Genomic DNA, 15902 nt, shown 5'->3' on the forward strand with positions numbered 1-15902 from the left:
GTTCCGGGCAGGGAGACCCGCCCGGAGAGGCAAACCGATACCCTCGGGCAGCGCCGGGCTGCCGCAGGGATAGCAGGTTTGCGGAAGTGCTGTTACTCAGCGGCCGCCGGCTTACGCGAGCGACGACGCTGCGGTTTGCCGTCCTGAGTACGCGCTTTCGGCGCGTCACCGTCGCTGCGGCGCGGTGAAGACTGCTGACCACGACCCTGGCTCTGACCGCCGCGACCCTGACTCTGGCCGCCGCGTCCCTGGCCCTGACCGCGACCGCCGCCACCGCCGCTGCGCTGCTGGCGACCGTTCTGAATCGGCTCCGCTCTGATGGACGGATCCGGCTCATAGCCGGCAACGCTAATGCGTGGGATCTCTTTTTTCAGCAGACGCTCGATGTCGTGCAGCAGCTTATGCTCATCAACGCAGACCAGCGACAGCGCTTCGCCGGTAGCGGCGGCGCGGCCGGTACGGCCAATACGGTGGACATAATCTTCCGGCACGTTCGGCAGCTCGTAGTTCACCACGTGCGGCAGCTCTTCAATATCAAGGCCGCGCGCGGCGATGTCGGTCGCTACCAGCACGCGAATGCCGCCGGATTTAAAATCAGCTAATGCGCGAGTACGCGCGCCCTGGCTTTTGTTGCCGTGGATAGCGGCGCTGCGAATGCCGTCTTTGTTCAGCTGCTCCGCCAGGTGGTTGGCGCCATGCTTGGTACGGGTAAAGACCAGCACCTGCTGCCAGTTGCCTTCGCCGATCATCTGCGACAGCAGTTCGCGCTTGCGCTTCTTATCGACAAAATGCACGTACTGGCTTACCTGCTCGGAAGCCGTGTTGCGACGGGCGACTTCGATTTCCAGCGGGTTATGCAGCAGCTTTTCCGCCAGCGATTTAATCTCGTCGGAGAAGGTTGCCGAGAACAGCAGGTTCTGGCGCTTCGCCGGCAGCTTCGACAGCACGCGGCGAATATCATGGATAAAGCCCATATCCAGCATGCGGTCGGCTTCATCCAGCACCAGCACTTCGACCTTATCCAGGCTGACGGCATTCTGGTGTTCCAGATCCAGCAGGCGACCCGGCGTTGCCACCAGGATATCGACGCCGCTGCGCAGTTTCATCATCTGCGGGTTAATGCTCACGCCACCGAAAACCACCAGCGAGCGAACGTTCAGATACTTGCTGTAATCACGGACGTTTTCGCCAATCTGGGCAGCCAGCTCACGCGTTGGGGTAAGGATCAGCGCGCGCACCGGGCGACGGCCCTTAGCGTGCGGTTCTTGCTGGATCAGATGCTGAAGCAGCGGCAGGGTGAAGCCCGCCGTTTTGCCGGTGCCGGTCTGGGCGCTGGCCATCAGATCGCGCCCCTGCAACACCGCAGGGATCGCCTGCTGCTGAATGGGGGTTGGCTCAACATAACCCTGTTCGGCGACAGCACGCAGGATTTCAGGATTCAGGCCAAGGGAATCAAAAGACATAACAACTCCAAACCGCCCCGGCCTTTTACAGGCGTAGTTTTCAGGGAGATTATTGCGAAAGAGATGGCAAAAACCACAATGCCATGAAGGGGCGCAGTCTAGCAGGTTTTGTGACGTATCGCATAAAATATCCCCTTGGGGTTTTTCTGCGAAATCAAGATACTCTCTTCGACGATAAATAGAGTATTCACTATTCTGGACAGTTCCGCGAATTGGTCATATTCTTAATCAATCGATTGATTAATTTTTTCAGGTGCGATGAATACCACTCCCGCAACCAGCAAAGGCGAACAGGCAAAAAGCCAGTTGATTACCGCGGCTATCGCCCAGTTTGGCGAATATGGCCTGCATGCCACCACCCGCGATATTGCCGCCCTGGCCGGGCAAAACATCGCCGCTATCCCCTACTACTTCGGCTCAAAAGACGATCTCTATCTCGCCTGCGCGCAGTGGATAGCCGATTTTATTGGCCATAATTTCCGCCCTCACGCCGAAGCGGCGGAGCGGCTGCTTGCCGAACCGCACCCGGATAAAGAGGCCCTGCGGACGCTGATCCTGCGCGCCTGCCGCAATATGATCCTGCTGCTGACCCAGGATGACACGGTAAACCTGAGCAAATTTATCTCCCGGGAGCAGCTGTCGCCTACCCCGGCGTACCAGTTAATCCATGACCAGGTTATCGCTCCGCTGCACTGCTACCTGACGCGCTTAATCGCCGCCTTTACCGGGCTTGAGGCGGACGACACGCGGATGGTCCTGCATACCCACGCGCTGCTGGGGGAGATCCTCGCCTTTCGCCTCGGGCGAGAGACCATTTTGCTGCGCACCGGATGGGCGCAGTTTGATACCGAAAAAACCGAGCAAATTTATCAGGTTATTACCTGCCATATCGATTTCGTCCTGCAAGGGTTATCGCAAAGGAGTTTGGGATCATGAAAAAACCGGTCATCGTCGTCCTGGTGGTGCTGCTGCTGATCGTTGCTACAGGCGGCGGCTGGTGGTGGTATCAAAGCAGCCAGCAGAAGGGACTGACCCTGTATGGCAACGTCGATATTCGTACCGTAAATATGAGCTTTCGCGTCGGCGGGCGGCTGGCCTCGCTAAGCGTGGATGAGGGCGATGCTATCAAGGCCGGGCAAACGCTGGGCCAGCTCGACCGCGCCCCTTACGAAAACGCGCTGCAGCAGGCGCAGGCCAACGTCTCAACCGCGCAGGCGCAGTATGACCTGATGATGGCCGGCTACCGGGCGGAAGAGATTGCCCAGGCCGCGGCGGCGGTCAACCAGGCGCAGGCCGCCTATGAATACGCGCAGAACTTCTACCAGCGCCAGCTGGGGCTGCGCAAAAGCAGCGCCATATCCGTCAACGATCTCGACAACGCGCGATCCGCCCGCGACCAGGCCCAGGCTACGCTGAAATCGGCGCAGGATAAGCTGCGCCAGTATCGCGCGGGTAACCGTCCGCAGGAGATCGCCCAGGCCAAAGCCAACCTTGAACAGGCGCAGGCCGCCTTAGCGCAGGCGAAGCTCGATCTGCACGATACCACGCTGGCCGCGCCTTCCGACGGCACGCTGATGACCCGCGCCGTTGAGCCGGGCAGCATGCTCAGCGCCGGAGCTACCGTAATGACGCTGTCGTTAACCCGCCCGGTGTGGGTTCGCGCCTACATTGATGAAAAAAACCTCGGCAACGCGCAGCCCGGACGCGAAGTGCTGCTGTATACCGATAGCCGTCCCAATCAGCCCTGGCGCGGCAGGATTGGCTTCGTCTCGCCCACGGCTGAATTTACGCCGAAGACCGTAGAAACGCCGGACCTGCGAACCGACCTGGTCTACCGCCTGCGTATCGTGGTAACCGATGCCGACGACGCGCTGCGCCAGGGGATGCCGGTAACCATCGCCTTCAGCAGCGGAAACGGACATGAGTGAGGACCTCATCACGCTTGACGGGCTGACCCGCAGCTTCGCCGGCATGACGCGGCCCGCCGTCGCCCCGCTCAGCTGCACCGTTCGCTCCGGCTACGTTACCGGGCTGGTAGGCCCCGACGGCGCGGGGAAAACCACCCTGATGCGCATGCTTGCCGGGCTGCTCAAAGCGGATAGCGGCAGCGCCAGGGTGATCGGCTTTGATCCGATTGCCGACGATAGCGCCCTGCACGCGGTGCTCGGCTATATGCCGCAAAAGTTCGGCCTGTATGAAGACCTGACGGTCATGGAGAATCTGACGCTGTATGCCGATCTGCGCAGCGTGACCGGCGAAGCGCGGCAAAAAATTTTCGACCGCCTGCTCGAGTTTACCTCCCTCGGCCCTTTTACCGACCGGCTGGCCGGTAAGCTCTCCGGCGGGATGAAGCAGAAGCTGGGGCTGGCCTGTACGTTAGTGGGCGAGCCGAAGGTGCTGCTGCTCGACGAACCGGGCGTCGGCGTTGATCCCATCTCGCGCCGCGAGCTGTGGCAAATGGTCCACGAGCTGGCGGGAGACGGAATGCTGATCCTCTGGAGCACATCGTACCTTGATGAAGCGGAGCAGTGCCGCGAGGTGCTGCTGATGAACGAAGGCCAGCTGCTGTATCAGGGAGAACCCCGTTCCCTGACCCAAACGATGGCCGGACGCAGCTTTTTGGTCTCCAGCCGCGAAGAGAACAACCGCCGCCTCCTGCAGCGGGCGTTGAAGCTGCCGCAAATCAGCGACGGCGTGATTCAGGGCAAATCGGTGCGTCTGATCCTCAAGAAGGAGTCCAGCATTGATGAGGTGCGCAATCACGCCAGCCTGCCACCGCTGGAGATCGCCGAAACCGCGCCGCGCTTTGAGGATGCGTTTATCGACCTGCTGGGCGGCGCCGGCACCGCGGAATCGCCGCTGGGGGCGATTATTCACAGCGTCGAAGGCTCCCATGATGAAACGGTGATCGAAGCGCAAACCTTAACCAAAAAATTCGGCGATTTCGCCGCCACCGACCACGTTGATTTCAAGGTTAAGCGCGGGGAAATTTTCGGCCTCCTCGGCCCTAACGGCGCGGGCAAATCGACCACCTTTAAAATGATGTGCGGCCTGCTGGTGCCAACCTCCGGTAAAGCGCTGGTGCTGGGCATGGATCTGAAGCTCAGCTCCGGCAAGGCGCGCCAGCATCTCGGCTATATGGCGCAGAAGTTCTCGCTGTACGGCAACCTGAGCGTGGAGCAAAATCTGCGCTTCTTCTCCGGCGTTTACGGCCTGCGCGGCCGGGTACAGAACGAAAAAATCGAGCGCATGAGCGAAGCCTTCGGCCTGAAGGAGATCGCCAACCACGCCGCCGACGAGCTGCCGCTGGGCTACAAGCAGCGGCTGGCCCTGGCCTGCTCGCTGATGCACGAACCGGATATCCTGTTTCTCGATGAGCCCACCTCCGGCGTCGACCCCCTTACCCGCCGCGAGTTCTGGCTGCATATCAATAGCATGGTGGATAAAGGGGTGACGGTGATGGTCACCACCCACTTTATGGACGAGGCCGAATACTGCGACCGGATCGGGCTGGTCTATCGCGGCAAGCTTATCGCCAGCGGCACGCCGGATGCGCTAAAAGCGCTGGCGGCCAACGATGAGCAGCCGGATCCCACTATGGAGCAGGCGTTTATCACCCTGATTCACGACTGGGATAAGGAGAATAGCAGTGAGCGCTAAAATGCTGTCATGGCGGCGCGTGCGCGCCCTGTGCGTCAAAGAGACGCGGCAGATCGTGCGCGATCCCAGCAGCTGGCTGATTGCGGTGGTGATCCCGCTGATGCTGCTGTTTATCTTTGGCTACGGCATCAACCTCGACTCCAGCAGGCTGCGGGTCGGCGTGCTGCTGGAGCAGCAGAGCGATGAGGCGCTGGATTTCGTCCATACCATGACCGGCTCGCCCTATATCGACGCCACCATCAGCGATAACCGCCAGCAGCTGATTCAGCTCATGCAGGCCGGGCGGATCCGCGCGCTGGTGACCATTCCGGTGGATTTTGACCAGAAGATGGCTCGCCCCGGCGACGATGCCCCCATTCAGCTTATCACCGACGGCAGCGAGCCCAATACCGCCAACTTCGCCCAGGGCTATATCGAAGGTATCTGGCAGATCTGGCAGCAGCAGCGGGCGGAGGATCGTGGTGAAACCTTTGAACCGCTGATCGATGTGCAAACCCGCTACTGGTTTAACCCGGCGGCGATCAGCCAGCATTTTATTATTCCCGGCGCGATCACCATCATTATGACGGTGATTGGGGCGATTCTCACCTCGCTGGTTATCGCCCGCGAGTGGGAGCGAGGCACTATGGAGGCGCTGCTCTCCACCGAAATTACCCGCGTCGAACTGCTGCTGTGTAAGCTGATCCCCTACTATTTTCTCGGCATGCTGGCGATGCTGCTGTGCATGCTGGTGGCGGTGTTTATTCTCAATGTGCCCTACCGCGGCTCGCTGTTAATTCTGTTTTTCATCACCAGCCTGTTTTTGCTCAGCACCCTGGGGATGGGGCTGCTCATTTCGACCATTACCCGCAACCAGTTTAACGCCGCCCAGGTGGCGCTCAACGCCGCCTTTCTGCCATCGATTATGCTGTCCGGATTTATTTTCCAGATAGACAGCATGCCCGCGATAATCCGCGCGGTGACCTACGTCATCCCGGCGCGCTATTTTGTCAGCACCCTGCAAAGCCTGTTCCTGGCGGGCAATATTCCGGTGGTGCTGCTGGTAAACGTGATGTTTCTGATCGCCTCGGCGGCGATGTTTATCGGCCTGACGTGGCTGAAAACCAAACGGCGCTTAGATTAGGGCATTAGCCATTCCCTGCTGCGAGGCGGTTGCGGGGCACCCAGCGGTCTCTATCCGGGGCAGCGTAAAGAGAGAACTGAAGATGTTTCATCGCTTATGGACGTTGATTCGCAAAGAACTGCAGTCGCTGCTGCGCGAGCCGCAGACGCGGGCGATTTTGATTATGCCGGTGCTGATTCAGGTGCTGCTGTTCCCCTTCGCCGCGACGCTGGAGGTGACCAATGCCACCATTGCTATCTATAACGAAGATAATGGCAGGCACGCGGTTGAGCTGACGCAGCGTTTTGCCCGCGCCAGGGCGTTCACCCATATCCTGATCCTCAAAAGCCCGCAGGAGATCCAGCCCACCATTGATGAACAAAAGGCGCTGCTGCTGATCCGCTTCCCGGCGGATTTCTCGCGCAACCTCGATAACTATCAGACCGCCCCGCTCCAGCTGCTGCTGGACGGCCGCAACTCAAACAGCGCGCAAATCGCCGCCAACTACCTGCAGCAAATAGTCAAAGAGTATCAGCAGGAGCTGCTGGAGGGGAAAGCGAAGCCCAACAACAGCGAGCTGGTCGTACGCAACTGGTATAATTCCAACCTCGACTATAAGTGGTTCGTGGTGCCGTCGCTGATCGCCATGATCACCACTATCGGCGTGATGATCGTCACTTCGCTATCGGTTGCCCGCGAGCGCGAACAGGGCACCCTCGATCAGCTGCTGGTCTCGCCGCTGGCGACCTGGCAAATTTTCGTCGGCAAAGCGATACCGGCGCTGATCGTTGCCACCCTGCAGGCCAGCATCGTGCTGGGGGTCGGGATCTGGGCCTACCAGATCCCCTTCGCCGGCTCGCTGCTGCTGTTTTACTTTACGATGCTGATTTACGGGCTTTCGCTGGTGGGATTTGGCCTGCTGATTTCATCTCTGTGCTCGACTCAGCAGCAGGCGTTTATTGGCGTATTTGTCTTTATGATGCCGGCAATCCTGCTCTCCGGCTACGTTTCACCGGTAGAAAACATGCCGCAATGGCTGCAGGACGTGACGTGGATAAACCCTATCCGTCATTTTACCGATATTACCAAGCAGATTTATTTGAAGGACGCGAGTCTGGAAATCGTGTGGGGAAGTTTGTGGCCGCTACTGGTCATAGCGGCCACCACGGGGTCAGCGGCGTATGCGATGTTCCGCAGAAAGATCGCCTGATCCCCGCCATTGCTCAGGCTGCCTCGGCGTTGGCTTGCCTTTCTTTGCCCCCGGCCACATAGCTATTATCTATGCTTCGGCGGGTTCGCGGCGCTGCCGCCCTGATGCAGTCCGAACGCTTTAGGGTAGCGATTTTTATCTTTCGCCAGCAGCGATACCACCGCCGGACCGGCCAGAATAACCAGCCCGGCGAGCGCCAGCAGCAGGTTATTGTGCAGCACTCGTGACAGCAGCCACAGCACGATAACCGCGGCGCCAAAGTACCAGGTGGTGGTGAGCTCCTCAAGGAAATCACCGACATCACGCCAGCGCTCTTCGTGGTGACGCTGTAAAAACAGCATCGACAGTAGCGTAACGCCGTACAGCACGCACAGCCCTAATCCGACGCGAACCAGCGCGCCGCCCATCCAACCCATCACCAGTACTGCCACGACCAGTAGATGCAACATAATCTGCCAGCAACTGAGGCCAGTTGCGACGCGTACACGTTGTTGCCACTTCATGGCTTCTCTCCTGAAGGATCTTTATCTGTAACTCAGAGTACCGCACTTTACGGAAAATTCCGTATCACCGCATCTTTTTGTGACAGCTACTACACTATTTCATTCAGGAAAGAGATGTTAACCGGAGAAATATGGCCGAGAAAAACCCTTTATTCTCAGTAAACGTGCTGACAATTAACACTCATAAAGGCTTTACGACGTTTAACCGACGCTTCATTCTGCCCGAACTCCGTGACGCGGTACGCAGCATCGGCGCCGACATTGTTTGCCTCCAGGAGGTCATGGGCGCGCATGAGATTCACCCGCTGCATATCGAAAACTGGCCAGACACCACCCATTATGAGTTTCTTGCCGATGCGATGTGGAGCGATTACGCCTACGGGCGCAACGCGGTGTACCCGCAGGGGCATCACGGCAACGCCGTGCTCTCCCGATTCCCCATTGAATATTATGAGAATCTCGATATCTCCGTCGGTAAGAGCGAAAAGCGCGGCCTGCTCTACTGTCGGATCGTGGCGCCGGAAAGCGGCGTCAATCTGCATCTGATTTGCGCCCATTTAGGGCTCAGCGCGGGCCAGCGGCGAGCTCAGCTGGCGATGCTGGCTGAGCGGGTTAACAGCCTGCCGGCGGGAGAGCCGGTGGTGGTGGCGGGCGATTTTAACGACTGGCGCCAGCAGGCCAACCGTCCGCTCAAGGCGCTGGCCGGGCTGGAGGAGATCTTCACCCGCGCCCGCGGTCGCCCGGCACGCACGTTCCCGGCGCGCTTTCCGCTGCTGCGCCTTGACCGCATCTATGTCAAAAACGTCCACGCCGGTCAGCCACAGGCGCTGGATCTTCAGCAATGGCGTCATCTTTCGGATCACGCCCCGCTTAGCGTGGAGCTTCATCTGTGAAATGCAGCTGGCAAAATGGAAACCGGATCCAGCTTCTGGAGAACGGCGATAGCTACTATCCGGCGCTGTTTCGCGCCGTCGACCGCGCGCAGCGGAAGGTTACCCTTGAAACCTTCATCTGGTTCGAGGATGACGTGGGCTGGCAGCTCCATGCGGTGCTGCTGAAAGCCGCGCGCCGTGGCGTCGAGGTTGAGGTGCTGCTCGACGGCTACGGCTCCCCTGATCTGAGCGATCGCTTCGTTCACGAGCTCAGCTCGGCGGGAGTGATCTTTCGCTACTACGACCCGCGTCCGCGCCTGCTGGGGATGCGCACCAACCTGTTTCGCCGTATGCACCGTAAAATTGTCGTCGTGGATGAAACCACCGCGTTTGTCGGCGGGATTAACTACTCCGCAGAGCATATGACCAGCTACGGCCCGGAGGCTAAGCAGGACTACGCCGTGCAGGTGGAGGGGCCGGTGGTGCTGGATATTGCGCAATTTGTGCAGCAAAACCTGCCCGCCAGCGAAAGCGGACGCCGTCACTGGCGGCGACGTCGCCATCAGCCGGAGGTTAACCAGCATCCCGGAGAAGCGCAGGCGCTGTTCGTCTGGCGGGATAATTTCGATCATCGGGATGATATTGAGCGTCACTACCTGAAAATGCTGGCCAACGCGCGTCGGGAGGTGATTATCGCCAACGCCTATTTCTTCCCCGGCTATCGGCTGCTGCACGCGATGCGCAGCGCCGCCCGGCGCGGCGTGCGGGTGAAGCTTATCGTGCAGGGCGAGCCCGATATACCCATCGTCAAGGTTGGCGCTCGCCTGCTGTACAACTATCTGGTGAAGGGAGGCGTGCAGATTTTTGAGTATCACCGCCGCCCGCTGCACGGCAAAGTTGCCCTCGCGGATGACCACTGGGCCACCGTCGGCTCCAGCAACCTCGACCCGCTCAGCCTGTCATTAAACCTCGAAGCCAACCTGATCGTTCATGACCGGGATTTCAACCAAACCCTGCGGGATAATCTTAATACGCTGATCCAGCAGGATTGCAGACAGGTAGACCGCTCCATGCTGCCCAGGCGCAGCTGGTGGAATCTGGGCCGCAGCGTACTGGCCTTCCACTTCCTGCGCCACTTCCCGGCGTGGGTAGGCTGGCTGCCCGCCCATACGCCGAAGATGGCGCAGGTCAAACCGCCGGCGCAGCCGGAAATGGAAACTCAGGATCGGACGCAGACGGACAGCCCGGAGGTAAAATCCTGATGGCCAAATCTCATCCTCGCTGGCGGCTGGTCAAACGTATCCTCAGCGGGCTCTTTTTTATCGCCGTTGCCGGACTGCTGGTAGTCTATGCGCAAAAAATAGACTGGCCGGAGGTATGGAAAGTAATTCGCGGCTATAACCGCGTGGCGCTGCTCGGCGCGTTTGGCCTGGTCATCGTCAGCTATCTGATTTACGGCTGCTACGATCTGCTCGGGCGCGCGTACTGCGGGCACAGGCTGGCTAAACGCCAGGTCATGCTGGTGTCGTTTATCTGCTACGCCTTTAACCTGACCCTCAGCACCTGGATCGGCGGTATTGGGATGCGCTATCGCCTCTACTCTCGCCTCGGCCTGCGCGGCGGAACCATTACCCGCATCTTTTCGCTGAGCATTACCACCAACTGGCTCGGCTACGTGGTGCTCGGCGGAGTGATTTTCAGCGCCAATCTGGTGCAGCTTCCCGCGCGCTGGTATATCAGCCAGGAGTCGCTGCGCATCATCGGCATCGCGATGCTGCTGGTTTCGGCCCTTTATCTGTGGGCCTGCGCGTTCGCCAAACGCCGCCATTTAACAGTGAAGGGGCAGCGGCTGGTGCTTCCCTCCTGGCGATTCGCGCTGCTGCAGGCCGCGCTTTCCGGCGCTAACTGGCTGGTGATGGGGGTTATTATCTGGCTGCTGCTGGGTCAGGAAGTCAGCTATTTCCTCGTGCTCGGCGCGCTGCTGGTGAGCAGCATCGTCGGGGTGGTCGTGCATATCCCCGCCGGTATTGGCGTGCTGGAGGCGGTGTTTATCGCGATGCTCTCAGCGGAGCCGATCTCCCGGGGAGCGGTGATTGCCGCCCTGCTCGCGTACCGCCTGCTCTATTACTTCCTGCCGCTGGCTATCGCCACGATGGGCTATCTGATTCTGGAAAGTCAGGCCAAAAAGCTGCGCGAGAAAAATCAGCGCAAGCTGGCGGGCGGATGAAGAGAGAAGAAGAGAGAACAAGAAAACCCCGGCGGCGTAAGGCCTGCCGGGGTTTTTAGATCTTAACGGCGGTTGCCGAAAATACGCAGCAGCATCAGGAACAGGTTGATAAAGTCCAGATACAGCGTCAGCGCGCCGAGGATCGAGTATTTGCGCAGCGTCGAGGTATCGCGGGTGTCGATCTGTTCGCCGATATTTTTCAGCTTCTGGGTGTCATAGGCGGTGAGGCCCACGAACACAATGACCCCGATATAGGTCACCGCCCACATCAGCGCCTCGCTCTTCAGCCAGAAGTTCACCAACGAGGCCAGAACGATACCAATCAGCGCCATAAACAGCATATTACCAAAACCGCTGAGATCGCGTTTAGTGGTATAGCCGTAGAGGCTCATCGCGCCAAACATCCCGCCGCTGACCACAAAGGTGCTGGCAATCGACGAATAGGTGTAGACGATGAAAATGCTGGATAGCGTTAGCCCCGTCAGCGCCGAATAGAGCATAAATAGCGTCGTCGCCATGCCCGCACTCAGACGCTGAACCATGCCGGAGAGCACGAATACCAGCGCCAGCTGGGCAATAATCAGCCCGAAGAAGGTAATTTTGCTGGAAAAAACAAACATCATCACCGCCGGAGTGTTGGCGGCGAACCAGGCGATAAACGCCGTTAGCAGCAGCCCAACCGTCATCCAGCCGTACACCTGGGCCATATAGGTTTGCAGGCCGCTGCGCGCCTGGACGATGGAATCGGAACGGGGGAATCTGTCCATGACTATCTCCTGATTAACGAAATTAACCCTCTAAGCGTATCATACTACCAGCGCTCTGCCGCCTGACGATCGCTGTCACGCGCGTCAACCCAACGATCGCCTTCCGGCGTGGCCTCACGTTTCCAGAACGGCGCGCGGGTTTTCAGATAATCCATAATGAATTCACCGGCGGCAAAGGCGCTGCTGCGGTGCGCGCTGGTGACGCCGACAAACACAATCTCTTCTCCAGGCCACATTTCACCGATGCGGTGGATCACCGTGACCCGCCCCAGCGGCCAGCGTTCCCGCGCCAGGTCGACAATCTCCGCCAGCGATTTTTCGGTCATGCCCGGGTAGTGTTCGAGGGTCAGCGCCTTAACGCTCTCGCCGAGATTGTGGTTACGCACTTTGCCGGTGAAGGTGACGACGGCGCCGTCCTCATCGCGCTCGGCAAGCCACGGATATTCGTCGCCAACGCGAAAACGCGCCGGGCTAACGATAATGCGGGTTTGCGTCATCTTAGCCTCCGGTGACCGGTGGAAAAAACGCCACTTCGTCGCCGGCGGTGACCGGATGGTCAAAGGCGGTCAGCGTCTGGTTCACCGCCGCCAGCAGCTTGCCCTCCTCCAGCGCCAGCGCCCAGCGGTCACCGCGGGTGATAAGCTGGCGGCGAACGGCTTCCACCGTCGAGGCTTCGCTCGCCTCGAGGGTTAACGTATCGGTACCCACCAGCTCGCGCACCTGGGCAAAAAACAGAACCTTAATCATGAGCCTCGTCCGCCTTAAAGTCGCCGGATTTGCCGCCGCTCTTCGCCAGCAGGCGCAGCGGGCCAATCACCATATCTTTCTGCACGGCTTTGCACATATCGTAAATCGTCAGCGCCGCCACGGAGGCTGCGGTCAGCGCCTCCATCTCAACCCCGGTTTTCCCGGTCAGCCGGCACAGGGATTCGATCCGCACCCGGCTATGTTCAGGCTGCGCCTGCAGGTTAACCTCCACCTTGCTCAGCATCAGCGGATGGCACAGCGGGATCAGCTCCCAGGTCCGCTTCGCCGCCTGGATCCCGGCAATGCGGGCGGTGGCGAAAACGTCGCCCTTGTGATGGCTGCCGTCGATAATCATCGCCAGCGTGGTCGCCTGCATCTCGACAAAAACTTCAGCGCGCGCCTCGCGAACCGTTTCGGCCTTCGCCGAGACGTCGACCATGTGCGCCTCGCCGGCGGCGTTAATATGGGTCAGTTGTGACATAAATTATTTCTTCAAATGAGGGATAAAGTTACACGGGCGGGTGCGGGCATCGAGCTGGGGCGCAATGATATTTTCCCACGCGGTGCGGCAGGCTTTGGTCGAGCCGGGCATCGCAAAAATTAGCGTGCGGTTGGCCACGCCGGCAACGGCGCGGGACTGCAGCGTCGAGGTGCCGATCTCTTCAAAGGAGAGCATGCGGAAGACCTCACCAAAACCTTCAACTTCCCGGTCAAACAGCGGCAGCAGCGCTTCCGGGGCCTGATCGCCCTCGGTAAAACCGGTCCCGCCGGTAATGAGCACCACCTGAACGTCGTCGCTGGCGATCCACGCCGACACCCGGGCGCGAATGGCGTAGCGGTTCTCTTTAACAATCGCCTTATCAACAATCACGTGGCCCGCTTCCTGCGCCGCGTCGCGCAGCCAGTGGCCAGAGGTATCATCCTCTTCGCCACGGCGGCTGGAAACGGTGAGAATAGCAATACGGGTCGGGATAAACTCAGCGCTGGCCTGACTCATCTGTTCGCTCCTTTAGAATCAATTATCCGCCAATATACGACAGGTTTTGCGTAATACCGGTGTTGCCCTGATGCAGGAAATGGGTTTGTTTTTTATGGGTTAACGCTTCGGAGATGCGCGCTTCCAGCACCGCCTGCTGACAGTCCTCGGCCAGCAGATCGCGTAAATCTACGCCGCCGTCGCCGAACAGGCACAAATGCAGCTTGCCCACGGAGGAGACGCGCAGGCGGTTGCAGGTGGCGCAGAAATCTTTTTCATAGGGCATGATTAGGCCGATCTCTCCGGCGTAGTCCGGATGACAGAAGACCTGCGCCGGGCCGTCGCTGCGCTGGCTAATCTGGTGGATCCAGCCGCGTCGGAGCAGCTCATCGCGCAGCACCATGCCGGAGATATGATGCCGGCGGAACAGGTCGCTGCCCTCTCCGGTTTCCATCAGTTCAATAAAGCGCAGCTGGATGCGGCGCGGTTGGATCCACGCGAGGAAGGTGTCGAGCTGATGGTGGTTAACATCGCGCATCAGCACGGTGTTGACCTTCACTTTCTCAAAGCCGGCGGCGAAGGCGGCATCGATACCGTCCATCACCTGCTGAAATTTATCCTGCCCGGTGATGGCGTGAAACTGGCGGGCGTCGAGGCTGTCCACGCTGACGTTGATTGCCGTCAGCCCGGCGTCGCGCCACCGCTCGACGTCCCGCGCCAGGCGATAGCCGTTGGTGGTGACCGCAATCTGCCGGATGGCGCTGTTTTCACGTACGGCGGCAATGACGTCGGTGAAATCACGGCGTAGCGAGGGCTCACCGCCGGTCAGACGAACCTTTTCGGTCCCGAGGGCGGAAAACGCGCGCGTCACGCGACGCACTTCATCTACGCTGAGAAAGCCTTTATTGGTCACCGCGCCGGGCTTGTAGCCGTCCGGGAGACAGTAGGTGCAACGGAAGTTACACACGTCGGTAATCGACAGGCGCAAGTAGTAAAACTTACGCGCAAATGCATCGGTAAGCTGTGAAGCCATATACACCTTTCCAAATACGGGAGACGCGGTCATTTCTTCCCACGCCCTGGTGACTAGCTGAGCCGTCACGGCCAAAGCACCATATCTTGCGACACAGGCACAGAGGCTAGAGTGTTAACTGGTTTATGCCGATAGTAGCGCGGAAACGGCTATTTCGCCATTTTCGATTTCGCTATATAATTATGTATATATCGCTACGATCGTGCATTTTCGTTACAGAATAGCCAAAATTCACAATTTTGCATTGATGTCGGTCAGTTTGTCAGGATGCGGGCATCGTCTTTTAGGGGTAGATCGGTTACTGTGAGCCCGTTCATTTGAGATAAGGAATTTGTATGCGCAATCGGACTTTCGCCGACCTCGATCGGGTAGTGGCACTTGGCGGAGGGCATGGTCTGGGCCGGGTGATGTCGTCACTCTCATCGCTCGGATCGCGCCTGACCGGCATCGTCACCACCACCGATAACGGCGGATCCACGGGGCGTATTCGCCGTGCTGAAGGCGGCATTGCCTGGGGGGATATGCGCAACTGTATTAACCAGCTGATCGCCGAACCCAGCGTAGCATCCGCCATGTTTGAATACCGTTTTGCCGGTAATGGCGAACTTTCCGGACATAACCTCGGAAATCTGATGTTAAAGGCCCTTGACCACCTCAGCGTCAGGCCCTTAGAGGCGATTAATTTAATCAGAAACCTGCTAAAAGTTGACGCGTTACTGATACCGATGTCTGAACAACCGGTGGATTTGATGGCGATTGACGACGAAGGTCACGAAGTTTATGGCGAAGTCAATATCGACCAGCTTCCCCGGGTGCCGCGTGAGCTGATGCTGACCCCGCCGGTTCCCGCCACTCGCGAAGCGGTTGCGGCGATCGCCGAAGCCGATCTGATCCTGATCGGGCCCGGCAGCTTTTACACCAGCCTGCTGCCTATTTTACTGCTCGACGAGATGGCGCAGGCGCTGCGCCGCACGCCGGCGCCGATGGTTTTTATCGACAACCTCGGCAAAGAGCACAGCCCGGCCGCCAGCCTGACGCTGGCAGACCGCATCGCGATCATGGAGCATTACGTGGGCAAGCGGGTGATTGACGCCGTGGTCATTGGGCCGAAAGCCGATACCCGCGGCCTTGAGAAGCGGATGGTGATCCAGACGCCGCTGGACGCCAGCGACGTGCCCTATCGCCACGATCGCCAGCTGCTGCGCAACGCGCTGGAAAAGGCAATTCAGATACCGGGCTAATTCCACACCGGTTGATACCGTGGGGAGCCTCCGCTCCCCACATTAAAATCTTAAGGTTGTCTTAAAATAGAAGTGGCAGCATAGCGAGCATGTTTTCACCA

17 protein-coding genes and 1 riboswitch are annotated in these 15902 nt (G+C 59.1%); of the genes, 9 read left to right on the forward strand and 8 right to left on the reverse strand.

The features are described from left to right. Nucleotides 1-92: 92 nt before the first annotated feature. Nucleotides 93-1463, reverse strand: a complete 1371-nt coding sequence (rhlE, locus tag QFI97_RS19855) for an ATP-dependent RNA helicase RhlE (RefSeq protein ID WP_095095332.1) — start codon at nucleotides 1461-1463, stop codon at nucleotides 93-95. A 258-nt stretch (nucleotides 1464-1721) separates the two neighbouring features. Here rhlE and cecR point away from each other — a divergent pair, with 258 nt between their 5' ends. The 5 genes from cecR to QFI97_RS19880 all read left to right on the forward strand — a co-directional run bounded on the left by cecR (nucleotide 1722) and on the right by QFI97_RS19880 (nucleotide 7435). After that, a complete protein-coding gene (cecR, locus tag QFI97_RS19860) occupies nucleotides 1722-2399 on the forward strand; it encodes a transcriptional regulator CecR (RefSeq protein WP_095095329.1) in 678 nt (225 codons plus the stop codon). Next, nucleotides 2396-3391, forward strand: a complete 996-nt coding sequence (gene hlyD, locus QFI97_RS19865; RefSeq protein ID WP_346431850.1) for a secretion protein HlyD — start codon at nucleotides 2396-2398, stop codon at nucleotides 3389-3391. Before cecR ends, hlyD begins: the two co-directional genes overlap by 4 nt. Next, nucleotides 3384-5123: an ATP-binding cassette domain-containing protein gene (locus QFI97_RS19870; protein WP_346431851.1), complete on the forward strand. Its 1740-nt coding sequence runs from the start codon at nucleotides 3384-3386 to the stop codon at nucleotides 5121-5123. The genes hlyD and QFI97_RS19870 overlap by 8 nt, the downstream gene beginning before the upstream one ends. A gap of 1 nt (nucleotide 5124) precedes the next feature. Next, on the forward strand, nucleotides 5125-6246 hold the full coding sequence (locus tag QFI97_RS19875; RefSeq protein ID WP_095097991.1) for an ABC transporter permease: 1122 nt from the start codon (nucleotides 5125-5127) through the stop codon (nucleotides 6244-6246). Nucleotides 6247-6328: 82 nt separating this feature from the next. Next, the gene (locus QFI97_RS19880; protein ID WP_346431852.1) at nucleotides 6329-7435 is read left to right on the forward strand and encodes an ABC transporter permease; all 1107 of its coding nucleotides are present in this window, start codon (nucleotides 6329-6331) and stop codon (nucleotides 7433-7435) included. 65 nt (nucleotides 7436-7500) lie between these two features. On the opposite strand, the gene QFI97_RS19885 is transcribed toward QFI97_RS19880, so the two are convergent. Then, complete coding sequence (locus QFI97_RS19885) at nucleotides 7501-7938, reverse strand: YbhQ family protein (protein ID WP_095095307.1); 438 nt, start codon at nucleotides 7936-7938, stop codon at nucleotides 7501-7503. A 131-nt stretch (nucleotides 7939-8069) separates the two neighbouring features. Between QFI97_RS19885 and QFI97_RS19890 the strand changes: the two genes are divergently transcribed. Genes QFI97_RS19890 through QFI97_RS19900 form a run of 3 tightly spaced genes read left to right on the forward strand, consistent with a single transcriptional unit; the run spans nucleotide 8070 to nucleotide 11037 of the window. Next, nucleotides 8070-8831, forward strand: a complete 762-nt coding sequence (locus QFI97_RS19890; RefSeq protein ID WP_331835729.1) for an endonuclease/exonuclease/phosphatase family protein — start codon at nucleotides 8070-8072, stop codon at nucleotides 8829-8831. Next, on the forward strand, nucleotides 8828-10072 hold the full coding sequence (gene clsB, locus QFI97_RS19895) for a cardiolipin synthase ClsB (protein WP_095095304.1): 1245 nt from the start codon (nucleotides 8828-8830) through the stop codon (nucleotides 10070-10072). The genes QFI97_RS19890 and clsB overlap by 4 nt, the downstream gene beginning before the upstream one ends. Continuing rightward, nucleotides 10072-11037 (forward strand): lysylphosphatidylglycerol synthase domain-containing protein, encoded by a 966-nt coding sequence (locus QFI97_RS19900; protein ID WP_331835730.1) that lies wholly within the window; start codon nucleotides 10072-10074, stop codon nucleotides 11035-11037. Before clsB ends, QFI97_RS19900 begins: the two co-directional genes overlap by 1 nt. Nucleotides 11038-11099: 62 nt before the next feature. On the opposite strand, the gene QFI97_RS19905 is transcribed toward QFI97_RS19900, so the two are convergent. From QFI97_RS19905 to moaA, 6 genes are all read right to left on the reverse strand, one after another. Further along, nucleotides 11100-11804: a Bax inhibitor-1/YccA family protein gene (locus QFI97_RS19905; protein WP_095095297.1), complete on the reverse strand. Its 705-nt coding sequence runs from the start codon at nucleotides 11802-11804 to the stop codon at nucleotides 11100-11102. Between the two features lie 44 nt (nucleotides 11805-11848). Further along, nucleotides 11849-12301: a molybdopterin synthase catalytic subunit MoaE gene (gene moaE, locus QFI97_RS19910; protein WP_095095294.1), complete on the reverse strand. Its 453-nt coding sequence runs from the start codon at nucleotides 12299-12301 to the stop codon at nucleotides 11849-11851. A 1-nt stretch (nucleotide 12302) separates the two neighbouring features. Beyond that, entirely contained in the window at nucleotides 12303-12551 is a 249-nt protein-coding gene (gene moaD / locus QFI97_RS19915; protein ID WP_095095292.1) for a molybdopterin synthase sulfur carrier subunit, read from the reverse strand. Continuing rightward, nucleotides 12544-13032, reverse strand: coding sequence for a cyclic pyranopterin monophosphate synthase MoaC (gene moaC, locus QFI97_RS19920; protein ID WP_095095289.1), 489 nt, complete (start codon nucleotides 13030-13032; stop codon nucleotides 12544-12546). The genes moaD and moaC overlap by 8 nt, the downstream gene beginning before the upstream one ends. 3 nt (nucleotides 13033-13035) lie before the next feature. Continuing rightward, complete coding sequence (gene moaB, locus QFI97_RS19925) at nucleotides 13036-13548, reverse strand: molybdenum cofactor biosynthesis protein B (RefSeq protein WP_095095286.1); 513 nt, start codon at nucleotides 13546-13548, stop codon at nucleotides 13036-13038. Nucleotides 13549-13570: 22 nt separating this feature from the next. Further along, entirely contained in the window at nucleotides 13571-14560 is a 990-nt protein-coding gene (gene moaA / locus QFI97_RS19930; RefSeq protein WP_346431853.1) for a GTP 3',8-cyclase MoaA, read from the reverse strand. Beyond that, nucleotides 14548-14686, reverse strand: a riboswitch (molybdenum cofactor riboswitch). It overlaps the preceding gene by 13 nt. A 209-nt stretch (nucleotides 14687-14895) precedes the next feature. On the opposite strand from moaA, the gene yvcK reads away from it, so the two are divergent. Continuing rightward, nucleotides 14896-15801: a uridine diphosphate-N-acetylglucosamine-binding protein YvcK gene (gene yvcK / locus QFI97_RS19935; RefSeq protein ID WP_095095277.1), complete on the forward strand. Its 906-nt coding sequence runs from the start codon at nucleotides 14896-14898 to the stop codon at nucleotides 15799-15801. Nucleotides 15802-15902: the final 101 nt, after the last annotated feature.

This window comes from Klebsiella scottii, from assembly GCF_036561945.1.
GTDB classification, from domain to species: domain Bacteria; phylum Pseudomonadota; class Gammaproteobacteria; order Enterobacterales; family Enterobacteriaceae; genus Klebsiella; species Klebsiella scottii.